19 protein-coding genes and 3 tRNA genes are annotated in these 21559 nt (G+C 64.1%); 19 read left to right on the forward strand and 3 right to left on the reverse strand.

Going from position 1 to position 21559, the window contains the following annotated elements:
• Window positions 1-150 precede the first annotated feature (150 nt).
• Window positions 151-1320, reverse strand: a complete 1170-nt coding sequence (locus tag NGJ44_RS05110; protein WP_074856691.1) for an STY4528 family pathogenicity island replication protein — start codon at window positions 1318-1320, stop codon at window positions 151-153.
• A 426-nt stretch (window positions 1321-1746) separates the two neighbouring features.
• Here NGJ44_RS05110 and NGJ44_RS05115 point away from each other — a divergent pair, with 426 nt between their 5' ends.
• The gene (locus tag NGJ44_RS05115) at window positions 1747-1959 is read left to right on the forward strand and encodes a hypothetical protein (RefSeq protein ID WP_251863289.1); all 213 of its coding nucleotides are present in this window, start codon (window positions 1747-1749) and stop codon (window positions 1957-1959) included.
• An 81-nt stretch (window positions 1960-2040) separates the two neighbouring features.
• Here NGJ44_RS05115 and NGJ44_RS05120 read toward each other — a convergent pair whose 3' ends face one another.
• Complete coding sequence (locus tag NGJ44_RS05120; RefSeq protein ID WP_053244402.1) at window positions 2041-3420, reverse strand: ClcB-like voltage-gated chloride channel protein; 1380 nt, start codon at window positions 3418-3420, stop codon at window positions 2041-2043.
• A gap of 413 nt (window positions 3421-3833) precedes the next feature.
• Here NGJ44_RS05120 and NGJ44_RS05125 point away from each other — a divergent pair, with 413 nt between their 5' ends.
• From NGJ44_RS05125 to NGJ44_RS05150, 6 genes are all read left to right on the forward strand, one after another.
• Entirely contained in the window at window positions 3834-4514 is a 681-nt protein-coding gene (locus NGJ44_RS05125) for a response regulator (RefSeq protein WP_251863290.1), read from the forward strand.
• Window positions 4501-5964, forward strand: a complete 1464-nt coding sequence (locus NGJ44_RS05130) for a sensor histidine kinase (RefSeq protein WP_251863291.1) — start codon at window positions 4501-4503, stop codon at window positions 5962-5964. The genes NGJ44_RS05125 and NGJ44_RS05130 overlap by 14 nt, the downstream gene beginning before the upstream one ends.
• A gap of 99 nt (window positions 5965-6063) precedes the next feature.
• Window positions 6064-7062, forward strand: coding sequence for a Bug family tripartite tricarboxylate transporter substrate binding protein (locus tag NGJ44_RS05135; protein ID WP_053244403.1), 999 nt, complete (start codon window positions 6064-6066; stop codon window positions 7060-7062).
• A 118-nt stretch (window positions 7063-7180) separates the two neighbouring features.
• Complete coding sequence (locus tag NGJ44_RS05140; protein WP_053244404.1) at window positions 7181-7618, forward strand: tripartite tricarboxylate transporter TctB family protein; 438 nt, start codon at window positions 7181-7183, stop codon at window positions 7616-7618.
• Window positions 7615-9135: a tripartite tricarboxylate transporter permease gene (locus NGJ44_RS05145; RefSeq protein ID WP_251863292.1), complete on the forward strand. Its 1521-nt coding sequence runs from the start codon at window positions 7615-7617 to the stop codon at window positions 9133-9135. Before NGJ44_RS05140 ends, NGJ44_RS05145 begins: the two co-directional genes overlap by 4 nt.
• Before the next feature lie 113 nt (window positions 9136-9248).
• Entirely contained in the window at window positions 9249-9608 is a 360-nt protein-coding gene (locus NGJ44_RS05150) for a VOC family protein (RefSeq protein WP_251863293.1), read from the forward strand.
• Window positions 9609-9720: 112 nt separating this feature from the next.
• Here the strand turns inward: NGJ44_RS05150 and NGJ44_RS05155 are convergent, their stop codons facing one another.
• Entirely contained in the window at window positions 9721-10887 is a 1167-nt protein-coding gene (locus tag NGJ44_RS05155) for a pyridoxal phosphate-dependent aminotransferase (RefSeq protein WP_251863294.1), read from the reverse strand.
• A gap of 120 nt (window positions 10888-11007) precedes the next feature.
• Here NGJ44_RS05155 and NGJ44_RS05160 point away from each other — a divergent pair, with 120 nt between their 5' ends.
• From NGJ44_RS05160 to NGJ44_RS05215, 12 genes are all read left to right on the forward strand, one after another.
• Window positions 11008-12045: an AbrB family transcriptional regulator gene (locus NGJ44_RS05160; RefSeq protein ID WP_502802107.1), complete on the forward strand. Its 1038-nt coding sequence runs from the start codon at window positions 11008-11010 to the stop codon at window positions 12043-12045.
• A gap of 214 nt (window positions 12046-12259) precedes the next feature.
• Window positions 12260-12466 carry a cold-shock protein gene (locus NGJ44_RS05165; protein ID WP_053244408.1) on the forward strand — a complete coding sequence of 69 codons (207 nt, stop codon included), beginning with the start codon at window positions 12260-12262 and terminating at the stop codon, window positions 12464-12466.
• A gap of 1704 nt (window positions 12467-14170) precedes the next feature.
• On the forward strand, window positions 14171-16090 hold the full coding sequence (gene mnmG, locus NGJ44_RS05170; RefSeq protein WP_251863302.1) for a tRNA uridine-5-carboxymethylaminomethyl(34) synthesis enzyme MnmG: 1920 nt from the start codon (window positions 14171-14173) through the stop codon (window positions 16088-16090).
• The gene (gene rsmG / locus NGJ44_RS05175) at window positions 16087-16848 is read left to right on the forward strand and encodes a 16S rRNA (guanine(527)-N(7))-methyltransferase RsmG (RefSeq protein ID WP_251863296.1); all 762 of its coding nucleotides are present in this window, start codon (window positions 16087-16089) and stop codon (window positions 16846-16848) included. The genes mnmG and rsmG overlap by 4 nt, the downstream gene beginning before the upstream one ends.
• Window positions 16845-17642: a ParA family protein gene (locus NGJ44_RS05180; RefSeq protein ID WP_053246051.1), complete on the forward strand. Its 798-nt coding sequence runs from the start codon at window positions 16845-16847 to the stop codon at window positions 17640-17642. The genes rsmG and NGJ44_RS05180 overlap by 4 nt, the downstream gene beginning before the upstream one ends.
• A gap of 8 nt (window positions 17643-17650) precedes the next feature.
• Window positions 17651-18481 carry a GNAT family N-acetyltransferase gene (locus NGJ44_RS05185; RefSeq protein ID WP_251863297.1) on the forward strand — a complete coding sequence of 277 codons (831 nt, stop codon included), beginning with the start codon at window positions 17651-17653 and terminating at the stop codon, window positions 18479-18481.
• 44 nt (window positions 18482-18525) lie between these two features.
• Window positions 18526-19443 carry a ParB/RepB/Spo0J family partition protein gene (locus NGJ44_RS05190; RefSeq protein ID WP_053246052.1) on the forward strand — a complete coding sequence of 306 codons (918 nt, stop codon included), beginning with the start codon at window positions 18526-18528 and terminating at the stop codon, window positions 19441-19443.
• On the forward strand, window positions 19436-20440 hold the full coding sequence (locus NGJ44_RS05195; protein WP_053246053.1) for an asparaginase: 1005 nt from the start codon (window positions 19436-19438) through the stop codon (window positions 20438-20440). The genes NGJ44_RS05190 and NGJ44_RS05195 overlap by 8 nt, the downstream gene beginning before the upstream one ends.
• Window positions 20441-20986: 546 nt before the next feature.
• Window positions 20987-21073: transfer RNA gene (locus tag NGJ44_RS05200), tRNA-Tyr, on the forward strand.
• Window positions 21074-21217: 144 nt separating this feature from the next.
• A tRNA-Gly gene (locus NGJ44_RS05205) sits at window positions 21218-21291 on the forward strand.
• Between the two features lie 12 nt (window positions 21292-21303).
• Window positions 21304-21378 (forward strand) — tRNA-Thr (locus NGJ44_RS05210).
• 55 nt (window positions 21379-21433) lie between these two features.
• Window positions 21434-21559 (forward strand): GTP-binding protein (locus NGJ44_RS05215; RefSeq protein ID WP_233175816.1); only part of this gene is annotated, 126 nt, incomplete at its 3' end.

Consider the following 21559-nt stretch of genomic DNA (forward strand, 5'->3'; position numbering starts at 1 on the left):
GGTGTTCATACCCACCGGCAGGTTGTTGCTGGGCCAGTGTCCCGGGGCATCGTCATGTGCGCCGCCATCAATGCGATGCCGCGCCAACCCGCATTGTTGCTGCAGTTCGCCGGGCCGTCACTGCGGCGGGCAGTGACGGCCCTATCTGTCTCATGCCGAGCCCAGGGACCCCAGCCGTGCAGCAGCAGGCGTGTTTCCCAGGGCTGTTGGCAGCATTTCGCTGCCAGCCATGCACCCGATGATCTGCCCGATGGGCAGCGATGGCGTCTTCAGCATGCGCCGGATCTGATCCAGATGCCGTTGCGCCACCTCGCGCGACGCAGGTTTTGCAGCTTGGTTGCTGGACGATGGAGAAGGGGCAGGCGGCGAGCCATGCTGGCTGTTGCTGACGGCCTGCACGGGTGTCTGCTGCGGGGCGGATTTGCGCGCCGCCCAGAGCTTGAAGACGCCTTCCACGGCCTTCTTGATCAACCCGTAGAGGTAGGCGATGGCGTTGTGCACACCACCTGATTCGCAGCGCACGTCCCACTCGGCCAGTACCGCCAGGCGTTGCTCCGGAGGCAAGCCCCTGAGACGCGCGGTGAGAACCCGTTGCTGATCCTGTGGCAGTTGCCGGAAGCGGGCCGGCACATACGGCCCAGATCCCTGCACTTCGGGTGGTGAGCGGTACGTACGTACTTCTTTTAATACTTCTTTTTCTACAGTACGTACTGTTGCTGCAGATGCCGGAACGGGTTTCGGAATGCCGCTGCTGGCTTCGGGAACGAGGGCATCGCGCGCAGTTGAGCCACCAGGATTGCCCGGATCATGGTCATCGTCATGCTGCTGCAGGCGCCTGATCCGCTCTTGCATCGTTGCAGGCAGCTTTTCCAACCTGTCCGGATGGCGCATGGCCTCATCGAGAATGGACTGCGCCAACTGGCGAATCGTCGCACTGGCATGGCCGAGCGCCCGTTCCAGCAGGGGCAGGTAATCCTCGTCCTCCAGGCAGGCCTCGTCGAACGCGAGGGGCTGATTCCGTACCGCGTAGCGGCTGGCCATCGAGAAGCCGGTCATCGGATTGCGGCGGTATTCGACCAGCGCAATCCACGTGGACAGCCGCAGGCACAGCACAGCCTTGGACACGGTTTCAAGGGCCGCCCGCTTGCAGCCCGGTGCGCTGGGCAGGTATTTGCGTAGCGCGTCGTAGCTGAGGACCACGGTGCCGTCGCTGCTGGCCAGCGCACGGAAAGTCAGCCAGGCGTTGCGCTCCAGCGGCGTCAGCCGCTCATCGAGCAACAGAGCTTTCGGGGTGATGATGTCTGAAGTTTGGTGTGGCATGGTGAGGCTCCTGTCGGTATCGGCCAACTGGCCAAAGGAGCCGCCATCTCACCCCGACATCACCGCTGCCGCAGCCATCAATCCGAACTGCGCGCCTCCCGTTTTTTCGGGCTGAAGCAGGGTGCAACATCCTTGGTGCTCCGGATCAGGAGGTGGGAAAATGAGCACGCTGCAGCGCATTGGACGTTGCTGAACGTCGATGGCCGGGTTCGCTGCCTCAGATCAGGTTGTCCGCTGACACGTTGCACCGGGAACAAGCAGAGCGAGGAGCGTCCAAGACAGGCCATTCGCCGCTACAAAGGGACACGCTTGGTATTTGGGTCCAAGAATAGGTCCAAGCGCGTTGCGGGACCGCCATGAGTACTTTGAAAATCAACGACATGCGGCGAAAACGCCACTTCTGCATCGGGAAGTGATGCCCAACCCATGCCCGCCCGCATCCGCCCCGCCGCCGACGTTCCCGCCATCGAGGGGCTCGTGGCCGAAGCCTATGGCCCCTGCGTCGCCAGCCTCGGCGTGGAACCGGGGCCCCTGCACGACGACTATGCAGCGCGGGTGAAAGCCGGGCAGGCTCATGTGCTGGAAATGGAACCGGGCACGATCTCCGGACTGCGTTTGATACACAGACGCGCAGAATAAAAAGCGATTATTTACTCATACCAAGCGTTTGCTCGCAATTTATCAGCCCTGCGGCTCCGCGCGTAGAACCGGCTTTTCGGCTTACCACGCCCCCCGCGAGAACTGCCGCGCGCCGAACTTTTCCCGCGCGCGGCGGTTGCTGGCCAGGGATTTCTCATATACCGATGCGGGGCGGATCTGGCGCGCGATGACGTAGCCGGTGATGCAGGCCAGCATCAGCGGCAGCATGACTTCGTAGCTCAGCGTCATTTCGAAGATCATGAGTATGGACATGAGAGGCGCATAGGTGGTGGCGGCGAGCAGCGCCCCCATGCCAACCACGGCGTAGCTGGACACGGCCGACAGGTCGCCGGTGGGAAGCAGGGCGTGCAGGCCCATGGCGTACAACGCGCCCAGCGCCGCGCCTACGAACAGGGTGGGGGTGAACACGCCGCCGACCGCGCCGGAGCCGGCGCTGGCGCCGGTGGCGATGATTTTCAGCACCAGGATGGCGGCCACGGCCTGCCAGGCCCAGTCGGTGTGCAGCATGCTGTTGACCACGCTGTAGCCATTGCCCCAGACCTCGGGGTTGTAGACCGAGATGGCTCCCACGATCAGGCCGCCCAGCGCCATGCGCGCCCACAACGGAAAGGGCAATCTGTGGAAGAGGGCGCGGGCGAAGTCCAGGAACCGCAGGAATTGCGGGGCGACCAGGCCGGCGATGAGGCCCAGGCCCAGGTAGTTCACCACTTCCCAGCCCGAGACGAAATCGAAGGGCGGCATGTGGAAGACGGCGTCGTAGTGCAGGATCTGGCGTGTGACGATGTTGGCGACCACGGAAGAAACGATCAACGGGACCAAGGTCACGGACGAGATCGCGCCATAGACGATTTCCGAGATGAAGATCGCGCCGGCGATGGGCGCGTTGTAGGCGGAGGTGATGCCGGCGGTGGCGCCGCAGGCGACCAGCAGGCGCAGGTGGCGGGGCGGCAGGATGAGGAACCTGCCGCAGAGCGAGGAAAACATGGCGGCCAGCTGCACCATGGGGCCTTCGCGGCCGATGGATGCGCCCGACCCGATCGAGAAGAGCGAGGAGAGGCTGCGCGCCACGGTCTGCCGGAACCCGATGACGCCGCGGCCCACGGAAATGGCTTCCATATAGTCGGCCGCGCCGCGCCGCGGCAGCCACCGGGCGGCGGATTGCAGGATCAGGCCCGCGATCACGCCCCCGATGGCGGGCAGCAGCAGGCGCTCCCAGGGCCCGAAGTTGCGGGCCAGCTGCACCATGCCATGCGCCTCTCCGCTGCCGCCCAGCAGGATCTGCCCCCAGGCCAGCATTTCGCGGAATACCACGGTGGCCAGGGCGCCCAACAAGCCCATCACGGCGGCGGCGCACAGCGTGACCGGCAGGTTGTCGGCCAGGAGGCGGGTGCGCAGCCACAGCACCCAGAGCGGTTTTCGGATTCGGATTTGTGTAGGCATGGCCGGAATTCTAAGGCCAGACCCTGCCGCGCATGCGCCGGTTTTCACCCGGGCGGCAACCCCCGCCGCCCGCGCCGGCAAGCCGCAACATGGCGCCGGAAAGCGGCTAAACCCATGGCGCGCCCTGTGGATAACTACTAGGGCGGCCAGTTGTGCACAGCTTGTGGAGGCAAGTTGAACAAGCAGGCATTTTGACCCGGGTCCAAAATCTTGTTCAACTTCGGCCTTTTCCCCACACAGAGTTCTTGCACAGCGAATTTCGGCCGCAAGCTTATGAAAAAAAACGGGTTTTCAGGGTTAAGGTAGTTATCCACAGCCCTTATTAATCATTAGTCTTTATATACAGAGAAATAAAGGGAAAAGACAAACATGCTCTCCCATCCCAGCCATCCATACCCCGGGGAACCCCGCCCATGCGTATCCTGCTGATCGAAGACGAAGCCGAACTTGCCCGCTGGCTTTCGCGCAGCCTGGCCCGGCACGCGGGCTTCGTTGTGGAATGGGCAGATGACGGGCTGCTGGCCGAAAGAAGATTGGCCATGGAAGAATTCGATGCCGTCATCCTGGATCTGGGACTGCCCGGCATGGATGGCCATTCTTTGCTGGCGAAGATTCGCGCGCGGGACGACCGTACGCCGGTGCTGGTCCTGACCGCGCGCGATTCGCTGGCCGAACGGATCGGAACCCTTCATGAAGGCGCGGACGACTTCCTGCCCAAACCTTTTGTCCTGGAAGAATTGGAGGCGCGGCTGATCGCCCTTATCCGGCGCAGCCGCGGCAGGGAGCACCCGCGGCTCACCCTGGGCAACCTCGTTTTCGATACGGCCGGGCAAAAATTCACGGTGCGCGGCGTGCCCTTGCAGTTGTCGCCACGCGAGCATTCGGTACTGCGCGTGCTCATCCAGAAGAGCGGCGAACCCATCAATAAACAGCAGATTCTCGACCGCATCGTGACGGACGACGCCGACATCAACCTGGAGGCCATCGAAGTGGCAGTCCACCGTCTGCGCAAGAAGCTGGCCGATACCGGGGTACAAATCGTGACGATGCGAGGCATGGGTTACAGCCTGGAGAACGCTGTTGAAAACCCGTAGTCCGGAAAAAAAGCGCGCGCGCACCCTCAAGACCCAGCTTCTGTGGTGGCTGATTCCCACCCTGGTGCTGCTCATGGCCGCGGCGCTCTGGCTGTCGAACCAGCAACTGCGCAACCAGGTCGACATGGCCTACGACCGCTCACTTGCCGGAGCGCTGCGCGCCATCGACCACAACATATCCACAGCCAGCGGCGGCCTGGCCATGGAGCAGCCCTACCTGATGCTGGAATTTTTCGAGCTCACGGCCAACGGCAACGTGTATTACCGGGTAGCGACCGAGGACGGGCTGGCCGAGATCGGCAGCCCGGGCCTGCCGCTGCCCAGCCGCCCGCTGGTGTCGGGCGAACCCCAGTTCTTCGATTCCACTTACCTGGGCACGCCGGTGCGGGTGGCGGCGTTGGCGCGGCCGATGGATCCGCCGCTCTACGCCAATAAAGGGGGCCGGGTAATAGTGCAGGTGGCGGAGGGGCTGGAAACCCGGGACGCGTTCATCAACCGGGCGTTGTGGCGCTCGGTGGAGCGCGACGTAGCCATGATCGTCATCAGCGTGCTCGCGGTGATTTTGGGCGTCTTCATGGCCTTGCGCCCCCTGGAGCGGCTGCGCGAGGAGGTGGAAGGGCGCTCCTCGGACGATTTAAGCCCTGTCAGCGCGTTTGACATGCCGGGTGAGGTCCTGCCCCTCATCTCGGCCATCAATCGCCACATGGACCGTTTTGCGGCCCAGGCGAGGGTCCAGCGGCAGTTCCTGGACGACGCCTCGCACCAATTGCGCACGCCTTTATCGGTTTTGCGGACCCAGACCGCCTACGCCCTGCGCGAAACCGACCCCCAGGAGGTCCGTACGGCCCTCCTGGCGATGCAGGAGGGCCTGGACAGGGCCGTGCGCACCACCAACCAGATGCTGGCCCTGGCGCGCGCCAAGGACGCTTCCATGACCGAAGGCGGCTTTACCCCCGAACCGGTGGACCTGTCCGAGCTGGCGGACGCGGTGATCCGTACCCATTTGCCATCCATCCGGGCCAGGCAGGTGGATCTGGGGCTGGAAGGCGCGGACAGCCCCGTGATCGTGAGCGGGGCGGAATGGCTGTTGCGGGAAGCGGTCAGCAATCTGGTGGACAACGCCATCCGCTATACCCCGGAAGGCGGCGAGGTGACGGTGCGGGTCGAGTCCGGGCCGGGCCGGGCGGCGCTGGTGGTCGAAGACGCCGGGCCGGGCATGTCGGCCCAGGATATCGCCCAGGCCTGCGTCCGCTTCCGCCGGGGCGCCTCGGGCAAGAACAAGTCCGGCGCCGGCCTGGGCCTGGCCATCGTGGGAACGATATGCCAGATACTCGGTGCCGAACTGATGCTGGAAAACCGCCAGCCCGGTCCCGGGCTGCGCGCGGCCCTGGTGTTTACCCTAGGATCGGAACCGGATATTGCAACGCATCAGAAAATCGGCATGGCTTGAAAGGGTTTGGAAAGCTTCGATTCGGTACGGTTGCGTCCGCCGGGCATGGGCGCGCAATGCGCCTCCCGTTCAGAAAACCGATAATTGGAGACCGCAGGAATGCAGACCAGCCTGAAGTTTCGCCTTGCCGCCATCGCGGCGCTGGGCGCCCTCTCCCTGTCCGTGGGAGCCGCCAGGGCCGCGGACGAGCCCCGCCGTCCCGAATGTATCGCCCCGGCGCAGCCGGGCGGCGGCTTCGACCTCACCTGCCGCCTGGCCACGGAGGGCCTCAAGCATAGCGGCGCCCTCAAGAGCGCCATGCGCATCGTCTACATGCCTGGCGGCATCGGGGCGGTGGCCTACAACAACATCGTGGCCCAGCACCCCAACGAGCCGGGCACCATCGTGGCGTTCTCGGGCGGCTCGCTGCTGAACCTCGCTCAGGGCAAATTCGGCAAGTACAACGTCAATGACGTGCGCTGGCTGGCGGGCATCGGCAGCGACTACGGCGTGGCCGTGGTGCGCAACGATTCGCCCTATACCGACCTGAAGAGCCTCATGGAAGCCTTCAAGCAGGATCCCACCAAGATCGTGCTGGGCGCCGGCGGCACCGTGGGCAGCCAGGACTGGATGAAGGCCGCGCTGACCGCCAAGGCGGCCGGGGTGGATTTCAAGAAAATGCGTTTTGTTGCCTTCGAGGGCGGCGGCGAGGCCGTCACCGCGCTGCGCGGCGGACACATCCAGGCTTACATGGGCGATGCGGCCGAGGCTTTCACCATGCTCGAAGGCGGCGCGCCGATCCGCGTGCTGGCGGTGTTCAACAACGAGCGCCTGCCGGGCAAGCTGGCCTCGGTGCCCACGGCCAAGGAACAGGGCTACGACATCGTCTGGCCTATCATCCGCGGCTTCTACGTGGGGCCGCAGGTGTCCGATGCCGACTACAAGTTCTGGGTCGATGCGTTCAACAAGGCCCTGGCGTCGCCCGAATTCGCCAAGCTGCGCGAACAGCAGGGCCTGTTCCCCTTTGACAAGACCGGCCCCGAGCTCGACGCCTACGTGAAAGACCAGGTCAAGCAGTACACCGAGCTGGCCGAATCCTTCGGGCTGGTCCGCAAGTAAGCGCCTGCGGGCGTATCTACCGCAACGATCGCGTCCCGGGAGGACGCCCCGCCCGCCGGCCCAGCGCCGGCGGAGGGCGGCGGCCAGGTCGCGGTCCTGCAATCACGGAAGAAAGACCATGAACGATCGGATACTGGGCATCGCCGCGCTCGCGCTGGCTGCCTTCATGACCTGGGCCGGCTGGGACATCGAGGCGCCCTTTGCCTACGAACCCGTGGGGCCGCGCGCCTTTCCGCTGCTCATCGCATTGATTATCGGCCTGTGCGGCCTGCGGCTCGCCTACAAGGGCGGCAATGCGGTCGAGCCCAATCCGGCCGGGGCGAACAGCCGCATCGCCATGATGGTGCTGTACGCGGTGGCCTATGCGTTCCTGTTCCAGTGGCTGGGCTTCGTTATTGCGACGCTGGTGATGACGATCTTCGTGGGCCGCCTGTTCGGCGGCGGCTGGATCAAGTGCGCCGTGGGCGGCGCCATCATGAGCGTGTTCTTTTTCCTGCTGTTCGACAAAGTGCTGGACGTGGTCCTGCCGGGCGGTCTTCTGGAGAACCTGATATGAGCGGCATTTTCGATCATCTGTCTGTTGGGTTCGGGGTCGCGTTCACCTGGACCAACCTGCTGGTGGCCGCCGTCGGGTCGTTCTTCGGCACCATGGTCGGCGTGCTGCCGGGCCTGGGGCCGATCAATGGCGTGGCCATGCTGATTCCCATCGCGTTCGCCATGAACCTGCCGCCTGAGACGGCGCTCATCCTGCTGGCGGCGGTGTATGTCGGGGCCGAATACGGCGGCCGCATCACGTCGATCCTGCTCAACGTGCCGGGCGAAGCCAGCGCCATCATGACCACGCTGGATGGCTATCCGCTGGCGCGCCAGGGGCTGGCCAGCGTGGCGCTGTCGCTGTCGGCCTGGTCGGCATTCTTCGGCGCCATCGTGTCGGTAGTGGGCATCATTGTGCTGGCTCCGCTGCTGGCGCGCTGGGCGCTGGCGTTCGGCCCGGCCGAGTACTTCGTGCTGATGGTCTTCGCCTTCTGCTGCCTGACCAGCCTGCTCGGCAAGCAGCCCGTCAAGGGCGTGCTGGCCGCCATGATCGGACTGGGCATTTCGGTGGTGGGCGTGGACGCCAACTCCGGTGTGTACCGCTACACCTTCGACTCCGTGCACCTGGCCGACGGCATCGACTTCGTGGTGGTGGTCATCGGCCTGTTCGCGGTGGCCGAAATGCTGGAAATGCTGGAGAAGGTCATGGCCGGCCACAGCGTCGAGGTCAAGCCCAGCGGCCGCAAGATCTTCAACCTGAAGGAATTGGCGCTCACCTGGTGGAGCGTGGTGCGCAGCGCCTTCGTAGGCTTTGGCGTCGGCGTGCTGCCGGGGGCGGGGGCCAGCGTGGCCGCCGCGGTGGCGTATTCGCAGGAAAAGCGCATCATCGAGGCCAAGGATCCGGAAGCCAAGTTCGGCAAGGGCGACATGCGCGGCCTGGTCGCGCCGGAAGCCGCGGCTACCGCTTCGGCCATCGGTTCCTTCGTGCCCATGCTGACGCTGGGCGTGCCGGGCTCCGGCACCACCGCGGTGATGATGGGGGCGCTGACGCTCTACAACATCACTCCCGGGCCGGTCCTGTTCGACGCCAAGCCCGAGCTGGTGTGGGGCCTCATCGCATCGCTCTTCGTGGCCAACGTGCTGCTCTTCATCATGAACGTGCCCATGGTGCGCGTATTCGCCAAGGTGCTGTCGGTGCCGGGCTGGCTCATGGTGCCGGGCATTCTGTGCATCAGCTACATCGGGGTGTACGCCATCAATGCCGGCTCGTTCGACCTGCTGCTGGTGGCGGGCATCGGCACACTGGGGTACTTCCTGCGCAAGTTGGGCGTGCCCATGGCGCCCATGGTGCTCGGCGTGGTGCTGGGCGACATGATGGAGCAGAACCTGCGCCGGGCGTTGTCCATGACGGACGGCAATGTTTCCGTGCTGTTCGGCAGTCCGGTGGCCGTGGGCCTGTGGATCGCCGCCGCGCTGGTCGTGCTGGTGCCGCAACTGATGCGGCGCCTGCGCCGGCAGAAGGTGGTTGCCGCCGCCTGACCGCGGCGTGCGCAAAACGCAAGGGGCGCAGGCTCGGGCCGCGCCCCTTTTTCTTTGCCGGCCGATGGCGCGCCGCTACACTGGGCTTTTTCTCCGAGTCGTGCGAGGTCTTCATGCAGATCCTGCGCATCGTCGCTAACCTTCCCGTCGCGGACCCGGCTTCGGTCGAAGCGTTCTACGGAAAACTCCTGGGACTGGATGTCGTCATGGACCACGGATGGCTACGTACCTATGCGGCAGCCGCATCCATGCGGGTGCAGTTGAGTTTCGCCAGCGAAGGCGGTTCCGGCACGCCGGTTCCGGACCTTTCCATCGAAGTCGACGACTTGCAGGCGGCGCTGGACCGGGCGCGCAAGGCGGGCATTGCGGTCGAATACGGTCCCGTCTCGGAACCCTGGGGCGTGCGGCGCTTCTACGTCCGCGACCCGGCTGGAAATCTGGTCAACATCCTCCAGCACGCGCAACGGGAGTAAGTGTCGGGCTAAAAATATGAGCCAATACTCATATGAGTATTGGCTCATATCTAGCCAGGCGGCGACTGTCGTATGGCCATGTGGATGCGGCTTGGCCGGGCCTGGACAGGCGTCAAACCCGAGCCAGATTCTCCAGCGCGGCGTCCAGCGTTTCGTCTTTCTTGGCGAAGCAGAATCGCACCAGGCCGTGGTTGGATTCCGCCGCATCGGGCTGCCGGTAGAACGCGGACACCGGAATCACCGTCACGCCATGGTTGATGGTGAGGTCGCGCGCGAAGTCGGCTTCGTTCTGGCGCGAAATATCGCTGTAATCGGCCAGCAGAAAGAAGGTGCCCGGGCTGGGCAGCGGGCGAAAACGCGTGCGCGCCAGGCCCTGGGCGAGACGGTCGCGCTTGGCCTGGTAGAAGGCGGGCAGGTCGAGGTACGGCTGCGGATCTTCCATGTATTGCGCGAGCGCATGCTGCATGGGAGAGGGCACGGTGAACACCATGAACTGGTGCACTTTACGCAGCTCCGCGCTGAGCTGGCGCGCAGCGCAGCAATAGCCGATTTTCCAGCCCGTGGTGTGATACGTCTTGCCGAAGGACGAGATGACGAAGGCATGCTCGGCCAGCAGCGGGCGGCGGGAGACGCTGGCGTGCGGCTTGCCGTCGAACACGATGTGCTCGTAGACCTCGTCGGACACCAGCAGCACGCCGGTGTCGCGCACGATGGTTTCCAGCGCGTCCAGGTCGGATTCGTCGAGCACGGCGCCGGTGGGATTGTGGGGGAAGTTCAGCATCAGCAGGCGGGTGCGCGAGGTGATGGCGTCGCGCACGCGCTGCCAGTCGATGCGGTAATAGGGATCGTCGCGCGTGGGCGCGCGCAGCGGCACCGGCACGGCGGTGCCGCCCGCCAGGCGGATGGCGGGCAGGTAGGAGTCGTAGCAGGGCTCGATGACGACGACTTCATCGCCGCTGTTCACCGCGGCCAGCACGGTGGCCATCAGGGCCTCGGTAGCGCCGCTGGTCACGGTGATTTCCGTTTCGGGATCGTAGGCATGGCCGTACAGATTGCGCACCTTGGCGGCAATGGCTTCGCGCAGCGGCGCGACGCCGGGCATGTAGGGATACTGGTTGTGGCCCTGGGCCATGGCCTGGGTCACCAGGGCGCACAACGCCGGATCGGGATCGAAATCGGGAAAGCCCTGGCCCAGGTTGATGGCCTTGTGCTCGATGGCCAGGCGGCTCATGACGGTGAAGATAGTGGTGCCTACGTCGGGAAGTTTGGATCGGATCATGGTCGGCGCTTATGGAAACGCGGGATGCAGCTGAAGTTTCCGTAAGTATCCCACTAACTCATAATTCGTTTTTTCATGAGCTTATCGGCTCGCGTGGAAGTCAACGTGGCGCAACGGCGGATGTACGAGAGAGTAGGGGGCGGGTTCCTGATTGCGCTTGCGGGCGCGCTGGCGGCGGTGTGGATCCACATGCCTTTGCCCTGGATGCTGGGCGCGCTGCTGGCCACGGCGGCCACCCGGATCTCCGGCGTGGGCACGGCGTGTCCGCGGGTGGCGCGCAACGCGGGGCAATGGGTCATCGGCACCTCGCTCGGGCTTTACTTCACGCCGCAGGTCGTGGGCCACATCGGCGTCAATGCCGGCTCCATCGCGGTGGGCATGCTGTTCGCGCTGGGGTTGGCTTTCCTGGGGACGGCGCTGCTGCTGCGCTTCACCGACGCGGACTTCAAGACGGCATGGTTCGCCTCGGCCATCGGCGGCGCAAGCGAGATGGCCAATCTGGCGGAGCGGCATGGCGCGCGCATTGACCGGGTCGCCACCGCGCACAGCGTGCGCGTGCTGCTGGTGGTGGTGGCGGTGCCGTTCGTTTTCCAGTGGTGGGGCGTGACAGGCATCGATCCCACCATTCCCGGACCACGCGCCGTCGACGCAGCGGGCCTGTCTTTGCTGGTGGCGCTTACCAGCGTTGCCGGCATGCTGTTCATGCGATGGAATCTTCCCAATCCCTGGGTGCTCGGGCCCATGTTCGCGGCCATGGCCCTGACGGCCAACGACGTGGCATTGTCCGCCTTGCCCGAGTATGTGCCCAAGGCCGGCCAGCTTCTCATCGGCTGGTCTTTGGGAGATAGGTACCGTCCCGATTTCTTTCGCGCCGCTCCCCGTTTTATTGCTGTGGTGGCGGCCTACACCGTGCTCGCCCTGGCGCTGGCTTTCGGGCTGGGCGCATTGCTGTCGCTCTGGTCCGCGGCTCCCGCGCCCACGCTGATCCTGGGCACCACGCCCGGCGGCATCGCCGAAATGGCCATCACGGCTAAAGTGCTGCAGCTTGGCGTGCCCATCGTGACGGCTTTTCACGTGACGCGCATGGTGTTCGTGGTGCTGGTGACGGGGCCGGTCTACGCCCTGCTGCAGAAGCGCAGGATTGCGGCCCGCGAGTGAAAAAAAACGACATTGGGGAAAACAACTATATGACTCGGTAATGCGGCGTGAGTATGCTGGTCGCGCAGTTGATTCAAGCAGCGCGCGGACTGGCTCTGCTGCCGAGCGGTTCTGCCAGGACGCAGTAGCAACGCAGGTAACCCTACCCGTCGTTCAGTTCTCCCGGCGTCCTTGATTCATTGCATTTCGTGTTATTTACAGGACGCTAGAGAAAATGGCTCAGAAGGGCAAAGTTAAGTGGTTCAACGCTGACAAGGGCTACGGCTTCATTACGCCGGATGCGGGCGGAACCGATGTTTTCGCACACTTTTCCGCTATCCAGGGCCGCGGCTACCGCAGCCTGAACGAGGGTCAGGAAGTCGAATTCGAAGTCAAGGATGGTCCGAAAGGACCTCAAGCGGCCGACATTCGCCCGCTCTAAATCGGGAAATCCCAATTTCCCGTCAGCCAGGCCTGGTCCTGGCCACAACGCCCCAAGATCGGCAACGGTCTGGGGCGTTGTTTCATTCCGGCCTCTTTATCACTGTCCGGTGGCCGCGCCCGACCTGTCCATGCGCGGCATAGGAGGCTGCAGCGCGTGGGGCATGGGGTGCATCAGGCGCACCATTTCCTGGCGGTTTTTTCAAGGCCGGTAACCAGGCTTCAACAGGCTCACCTGGCCGAGCGTAAGCACGCACTAACGCCGATCCTGTGCAGCGGCAAAAACCGGCCCAACCTCTGGATAACTTTGTGGATAATTTTCGCTGAACTTTGCTTCGCCCCAGGGGAGAGGACGAGATTCCGGGCGGGGCCGGTGGCTGCGGGAGGGGAGTTTTGCACAATTTTGGCGAGCGACGTTACGGCAGCGCAGAGCCGCCGGCGGGCTTGTTGCGCGTTGCGGCCAGATCGCCCGAATCGGCCCGCCAGAGCCGAGTTTTCATAGGGAAAATCGGCTTTTTCAGGCTTCGGCACAGGCATCCTGAAGGACCGGCAACGGCCGGGCGCAGGAGCGCCGTGAGCGGCGCGTAGGGGTCTTGACGGGGGTATTGTTCACAAAGATATCCCCAAGCGTTTTCTGCACAGAATTAAGCCCTGGATGGCTCGAACAGGATGGTTCAGCCTGTGGATAGAAATGGGGATACGTCTAGCCTTGCCTGGGGTGTCTCGGGCGTGGATGGGGGTTCCCCATGAAATGCAGCGATACAGCCTGCGGCTTAATGAGATCCGCAGGGACGAATTTGCGTCGCTCGCTGGCGTGCGCCGGAAAGGCAGGGTGAAACCGGGAAGTCGGCTTATCCACAATGACTGGTGGAAAAGTCATGCGGCGGCTCAGCCATATGGATGATGGCGCGGCCAGGTTGGCGGGCGCACCATATTGAACGGTTTTGGAACGCGTATAGCGGAGGGAATGAGGATTCGTCATTCGACTCGCTATCCTGCCGATAGTTCCGGTCGATTATGACGATAGCGAGACACGTAGCGTGTTCGCCTTCCCGCCCAGCAGCGGCTCGCACCGCTTCATAGTGACACCAATTTATTTCATGAGGCGAGTGGGGTCGGGCTCATGTTTCACGTGAAACCGTCAAAGAATTGGCGACGGATAGCGAACGATGAATCGCTATCGATTCGGGGTCAGTCGATGATGCAGCTTGCGGCCTCCCGCACTCGTTGGAGGGGAGTGGAAGGCGGAAAAGCGGGCACAGATACATCGCGTTCTTGCAAATTGGTATTGCCAGACCCGAACCCGTGGATCGGGGAATAGATAACCGCACTCCACCACAAAGGCACGTTGGTATACACAAGTCGCAACCGGCGATGTTCCACGTGAAACAGTTCGCGGTGAAATACAGACGAGGCCGGCGATGATGTTTCACGTGAAACATCACGATCTCATCGAGAGCGTCTGAAATATTGCGGCTTCCTTTTCTGGCTTGAAACCATCTTGCACGAACGGACGGCCGAGTCATGCCCCAATCGTTCCGCCTGATGTTTCACGTGAAACATTGGCATCGTAGAGAAAAATGCTCGAAAGCGACATAAACAACAGATAAAGCTTGCTTCGGCGTTGTCTTTGATGTTTCACGTGAAACATCCCACCCCTGCCTCTATAATGAGCACCGAACGCTCTCTTTTTCCTCCCCGCATCATGGATTATCCCCGCGAATTCGATGTGATCGTCGTCGGCGGCGGTCACGCCGGCACCGAAGCGGCACTTGCGTCTGCGCGCGCTGGCGCCCAGACCTTGCTGCTCACGCATAACATCGAAACCCTAGGCCAAATGTCGTGCAATCCCTCTATCGGGGGGATCGGCAAGGGTCATCTCGTCAAAGAGGTGGACGCACTGGGTGGCGCCATGGCGCTGGCCACGGACGAGGCGGGCATCCAGTTTCGCATCCTCAACGGGTCCAAGGGACCTGCGGTCCGTGCGACACGTGCCCAGGCAGACCGCGTGCTGTACCGCAAGGCAATACGGAGCCGCCTGGAAAATCAGCAGAACCTTTGGCTGTTCCAGCAGGCCGTGGACGATCTGATGGTCGAAGGCGATCGGGTTGTAGGCGCCGTGACCCAGCTCGGGCTGAAGTTCCGCGCACGCACCGTCGTGCTCACCGCGGGCACGTTCCTCAATGGGCTGATCCACGTGGGGCTGCAAAACTACTCGGGCGGTCGGGCAGGGGATCCGCCCGCGATTTCTCTGGGGCAACGGCTGAAGGAACTCAAGCTGCCCCAGGGCCGGCTCAAGACTGGAACCCCGCCGCGCATCGACGGCCGCACTATCGATTACAGCGTACTCGAGGAGCAGCCGGGCGACCTGGATCCGATCCCGGTGTTCTCTTTCATGGGGAACGCAGAGATGCATCCCCGCCAGCTTCCGTGCTGGATTACGCATACCAATGCCCGCACCCACGACATCATTCGTGGCGGGCTCGACCGCTCGCCCATGTACAGCGGCGTGATCGAAGGCGTGGGGCCGCGCTATTGCCCGTCGATCGAAGACAAGATCCATCGCTTTGCCGACAAGTCATCGCACCAGGTCTTTCTCGAACCCGAAGGGCTGGATACCCACGAGGTCTACCCGAATGGCGTCTCCACCAGCCTGCCGTTCGACGTGCAGCTCGAACTCATTCACTCGCTGCCCGGACTGGAACATGCCCACATTCTGCGACCCGGCTACGCCATCGAATACGACTACTTCGATCCACGTGGATTGAAGAGCACGCTGGAAACCAAGGCGATCTCGGGGTTGTACTTCGCGGGCCAGATCAACGGCACTACGGGCTATGAAGAGGCCGCCGCGCAGGGCCTGCTCGCCGGCGTCAATGCCGCTCTGCGCGTGCTCGGAAAAGAACAGTGGACGCCTCGCCGCGACGAAGCCTATCTCGGCGTGCTGGTCGACGACCTCGTCACGAGAGGCGTTACCGAGCCGTATCGCATGTTCACGTCGCGCGCCGAGTATCGGCTCAGTCTGCGCGAAGACAATGCCGATTTGCGTCTCACGGAAATCGGCCGCAGGCTCGGCATCGTCGACGATGCGCGCTGGACCGCGTTCAATCGCAAACGCGATGCCGTCGCGGCGGAAGTGGAACGCCTGCGTTCCACGTGGGTGAACCCTCGCATTCTGCCTGCCGAAGTGGCGGAACCGCTGCTGGGCAAGGCTATTGAGCGTGAGTACTCACTAGCAGACCTGCTGAAACGGCCGAACGTTTCCTACGAGGCGCTCATGCACGCCCGCAACGCGGATGGCTCCCTGCTGGCCGGTCCTGGCGTGGTGGACCAGGACGTACTCGCCGAGCAGGTCGAAATCCAGGTCAAGTACGCCGGCTACATCGCCCGCCAGCAGGACGAGGTGCAAAAGCATCTCAGCCACGAGCAACAGCCCATTCCGGCCGACATCGACTACGACGCCGTTACCAGCCTGTCGTTCGAAGTGCGCCAGAAGCTCAAGACGCACCGCCCTGAAACCATAGGACAGGCTGCCCGCATCTCGGGCGTCACCCCTGCGGCAATCTCTCTGCTGCTCATCCACCTCAAGCGCCTGCACTACGGCACGCGCAAGTACGCGGCATGAGCGGCGCCCGGCCGCCCGTAGGCGCTCATGCCGGAGCCCGCAAGGGCGAAGGCTCCACGGTGAGCGGCGCCCGGCCGCCCGCAGGCGCTCATGGCGACGCCGATCTCGCCGGCCGCCTGGAGCGCGCTTGCGCCCAGCTCGGCCTGGCCGCGAGCGACGAGGCGCGCGCGCGCCTGCTCGACTATCTGGCGCAGATGCAGCGCTGGAATCGCACCTACAACCTCACCGCCATCCGCGACCCGGGCCAGATGCTGGTACAGCATCTTTTCGACAGCCTGGCTGTCGTGGGCCCTTTCAGCGAGGCATTGGAAGAGGGCGCTTCCGCCCGCCTGTACGATGTCGGATCGGGCGGCGGGCTGCCCGGCGTGGTGCTGGCCATCATGCGGCCGCAATGGTCGGTAACGTGCATCGACGCCGTGGAAAAGAAAACCGCTTTCGTGCGGCAGATGAGCGGCGCGCTGTCGTTGCCGAATCTGCGTGCGCTGCATGCCCGCGTCGAAACCCTGGAGCCCGCCGGCTGCGATATCGTCACTTCGCGCGCTTTCGCGTCGCTCGACGACTTTGCCCGGCTCGCGGGCAAGCACGTGCGCGACAGTGGTACCCTCGTCGCCATGAAGGGCAAGCTGCCCGAGGATGAGATCGAGGTGCTCGAAGCGGGCGGACAGTGGAAAGTAGACCGTATACAGCCGCTCCAAGTACCCGAATTGCAGGCTGAACGTTGCCTGATCTGGATGTGCCGCAGTCAAGGAACCCTATGAACAGCATACCCCCCAGCAAAACCGCCCGTGTCTTCTGCATCGCCAACCAGAAAGGCGGCGTGGGCAAGACGACGACAGCCATCAACCTGGCGGCGGGCCTGGCCACGCATCGACAGCGTGTCTTGCTGGTGGATCTGGATCCCCAGGGCAATGCGACCATGGGCAGCGGCATCGACAAGAACACGCTGCAATCCAACCTGTACCAGGTGCTGATCGGCGACGCCACTATCGACGAGGCGCGCGTGCGCTCGGAGTCGGGCGGCTACGACGTGCTGCCCGCCAACCGTGAGCTGTCCGGCGCCGAGATCGACCTCGTGCAGATGGAACAGCGCGAGCGCCAGCTCAAGGCCGCCATCGACGCGGTGCGGGACCAGTACGACTTCGTCCTGATCGATTGCCCGCCCACGCTGTCGCTGCTCACCCTCAACGGGCTAGCGGCGGCACATGGCGTCATCATTCCGATGCAGTGCGAATACTTCGCGCTCGAAGGCCTGTCCGACCTGGTCAACACCATCAAGCGGGTGCATCGCAACATCAATGACGATCTGCGGGTCATCGGCCTGCTGCGCGTCATGTTCGACCCCCGCATGACGCTGCAGCAGCAGGTGTCCGCGCAGCTCGAAGCGCACTTCGGCGACAAGGTGTTCAAGACCGTCGTTCCGCGCAACGTGCGCCTGGCGGAAGCACCCAGTTACGGCGTGCCGGGCGTCATCTATGACAAGTCGTCGCGCGGGGCGCAGGCCTACATCTCGTTCGGCGCCGAAATGATCGAGCGCGTCAAGCAGTTGTCCTGAGGTCCGCCATGTCCGCCGATGCAATGGTTTGCGCCTCCTCGTCACCGTCGGTCACGCATGTGCCGCAAGCAGGCTTGCGCGATGCATTGCGCGTGCGTCTTGAGGAAGCCGCGCTTAATGCCACGGCCGTGCAGGCGCAGTTGCTCTATGATGGCTGGCTGGTGCGTTTCGCGCCTTCCGCGGCCAAGCGGGCGCGCAGCGTCAATGTGCTGGGGTTATCCACACGTCCGCTCGATGAGCGGCTGGCGTATTGTTCATCGTTGTACGCGCGCCATGGCCTGCCCCTGGTGCTGCGCCTGACCAGCCTGGGCCCGGATTTCGGCCTCGATGCCGAGCTGCAGGCCCGGCAGTTCATTCATACCGGCGAGACCCGAGTCATGTGCATGCCGCTCGCCTCCGCGGATGGAGACTCTCCTCGCGGACTGCGCTTTGAAACCGTCGATGCCGCGCGCTTTGCCGCCGTCGCCGGCGAGATGCGCGCGCATTCGCCCGCGCATGTGCGCGAGCACAGGCAACGGCTGCAGGGCCTGGCTCTCGATGTCCAGCCGGTGCTTGCCACGGACGCCGCGGGGCGCTGCGTCGCCGCCGGCCTGGGCGTTCTCGATGGGGACGTGCTGGGCCTGTTCGACATCGTTACCCATCCCGACGAGCGGCGCAAAGGCCATGCCGATGCGCTGTTGCGGCATCTCCTGGCTTGCGGCGCCGCCGGCGGCGCCCGCCATGCCTATTTGCAGGTGGAGCCGGAAAACACCGCGGCGCGTGCGCTGTACGACCGTCACGGATTCAAAGACTGTTATGCGTATTGGTATCGGGTGCCCGCCGAGCATCCGGTCGCCTGAGCCGGGCTCAGGATACAAAAGCAGAAAGAAAGAGGATTTACATTATGGCCACCAAGAAACCCAAGGGTTTGGGTCGCGGACTGGACGCTTTGCTGGGTGCCGACGCGCCCGCCATTGACAATATCGGCAAGGCTGCCGCCAAGCCCGAGGGTCCGCCGTCCACCTTGCCCGTCTCGAAAATGCGCGCCGGCAAATACCAGCCGCGCACGCGCATGGACGAAGGCGCCCTGGGCGAGCTGGCCGAATCCATACGCACGCAGGGCGTCATGCAGCCCATCCTGGTGCGCGCGCTCAATGACGATCCTGGCCACTATGAAATCATCGCGGGAGAGCGGCGCTTCCGCGCCGCGCAGCTCGCCGGCCTGAAGGAAGTCCCGGTCCTGGTGCGCGAGGTGGCCGACGAGAACGCGGCCATCATGGCCCTCATCGAAAACATCCAGCGCGAAGATCTGAATCCGCTGGAAGAGGCGCATGGCGTGCGGCGGCTGCTGGACGAATTCGGGCTCACGCACGAGCAGGCCGCCCAGGCCATCGGCCGCTCGCGCTCGGCCACCAGCAATCTGCTGCGCCTGCTCAACCTGGCCTCGCCGGTGCAGACCATGCTGCTGGCCGGCGATATCGACATGGGCCATGCACGCGCGCTGCTGGCGGTCGATGCCGCCACCCAGATCCAGCTTGCCAACCAGATCATCGCGCGGCGCCTGTCGGTGCGCGAGGCGGAGAAGCTGGTGGCCAAGACCGCGCGCGAAGTCGAGGCCGGCAGCGCGCCGCGCAAAAAGGCCAACGGCGTTTCGCGCGACCTCACCCGCCTGGAAGAGGCGCTGTCCGACCACCTGGGCACGCGCGTGGCGCTCAAGGTCGGCGCCAAGGAAAAAGGCCAGATCGTCATCGACTTCCACGGATGGGAGCACCTGAATTCCCTGCTCGAGCGCCAGGGCCTGTCCGGGGTGGTGGATGCCTGAGGGGCGGCGGCCGGTCGTCGCCGTCCTGGCCACGGGCGGCACCATTGCCGGCGCACAGGCCAGCGCCACCGACGCGGGCTACCGCGCGGGCTCGTTTTCCGTGCACCAACTGCTTGAAGCCGTGCCGCAGTTGTCGGACGTCGCCGACATATGCGCAGAGCAGGTCGCCAACGTGGGCAGCCAGAACATGACGCACGGCGTCTGGCGCGCCCTGGCCGGGCGCGTCGATGCGCATTGCCGCGACGCGTCGGTAGACGGCATCGTCATCACGCACGGCACGGATACCCTGGAAGAAACCGCCTACTTCCTGAGCCTGGTCATCGCCAGCGACAAGCCCATCGTGCTGGTGGGCGCCATGCGCCCGGCCACCGCCCTGGGCGCAGAAGGGCCGGCCAACCTGTATAACGCCGTGGCCCTGGCCGCGAGCGGCCAGGCGCGCGGCCGTGGGCCGCTGGTCGTCATGAACGAAGACATCCATTACGCGCGCGACGTGCAGAAAATCGCCTGCGCCGGCATTTCGGCTTTCGCGTCGCCCAACCGGGGCAGGGCGGGTGTCATGCACGGCGGCGCGCCGGTCTTCTATTCGCGCAACGACACCGTCCACACCACGCAAAGCGAATTCGCGCCGGCGCCGCCGGAAGAGGCCGCGTGGCCGCGGGTGGACATCGTGTATGCGCATGCGGACATGCAGCCGGACACGATCGATTTTCTGGCCTCGCGCGCTGACGGCATCGTGCTGGCCGGCGTGGGCGACGGCAACGCCACCGATCTGGCCATGCAGGCATTGCGCCGCGCCGCGGCTTCGGGCGTGGTCGTGGTGCGGTCGAGCCGTTGCGGCAGCGGCCTGGTCGGACGCGACGTCGAGATCGACGATGCCGCCTGGGGTTTCGCCGCCGCCCGCGATCTCAACCCGCAAAAGGCCCGCGTGCTGCTCATGCTGGCGCTGACCCGGACGCGAGATGTCGCCGCCGTGCAGCGGTATTTCGAGCGCTATTGAAGCGCGCCCGGAACAAAGCCCCGCATTTCGGACGCGAAAGATTCGATGTATTGCTCGTATTTAGATATTGAGCATTTGCTCGGATTCATGCGAGCTTCCCATCGCATTTAATGCGAGCACTTTTTCGTTTCTTGTTGAGTCCTGGCTCGTGTTCACGAGGGTCTGGTGCGGTCCTGGGACGATCTTGCCGGCGCCGCGCGGCGCCGGGGGGGGGGCATGCGCGGCCCGAGCGCACCTTCGGTACATGGTCGGGGCGGCGGAACTGGAACCGGAATAGGGCCGCAAAAGCCGGCCGCCGCATCCCGCCCGGTCCTGCCGCGGTCTGCAAGTCCAGGCGTCCGCGAGGAAGGCGGGCGGACAAAAAAAGGGACGATTCTTTTTGGCCTGGCCCGCGCCATGCCGCCGCGGTGGCGCAAGCCCGCCCGATGCGGTAAGCTTTGCGCCCTCTGGAGAGCCGCCACGGCGACGACGGCAGGAAATTCGCTGTTTTCGCGCAAAGCGTTTGACACGGATTATGAAAGTGTTCATAATCTCAAGTTCTCCGCTGGAGGGGTGCCCGAGTGGTTAAAGGGGGCAGACTGTAAATCTGTTGGCCTTGCGCCTACGTTGGTTCGAATCCAACCTCCTCCACCAGAGACCCATACCCGAATCCAGGCGCAGTTGGCCTGGATTTCAAATGTCAGGCCTAGGGATCTGCAGCGCCTTCGGCAAGAAGGCCGTATGTTTCCCTGGCCTTGGTTTTTAAGGGTTGGGTATAGAGAAGGTGAAAGGGTAGCCGCGGGTGTAGCTCAATGGTAGAGCAGAAGCCTTCCAAGCTTACGACGAGGGTTCGATTCCCTTCACCCGCTCCAAAAGGTTTACATGCCCATGTGGCTCAGTGGTAGAGCACTCCCTTGGTAAGGGAGAGGTCACGCGTTCGATCCGCGTCATGGGCACCACTAATTCTCACTTCTTTTCTTCAGTCAGAAGCGCAATCCAGGTCAGGAGTCAGCCATGGCAAAAGGCAAGTTTGAACGTACCAAGCCGCACGTGAACGTGGGTACGATTGGTCACGTTGACCACGGCAAAACGACGTTGACGGCGGCCATCACGACGGTGCTGTCGAGCAAGTTCGGCGGC

This window comes from Achromobacter sp. Marseille-Q4962, from assembly GCF_943737005.1.
Lineage (GTDB): Bacteria > Pseudomonadota > Gammaproteobacteria > Burkholderiales > Burkholderiaceae_B > Achromobacter.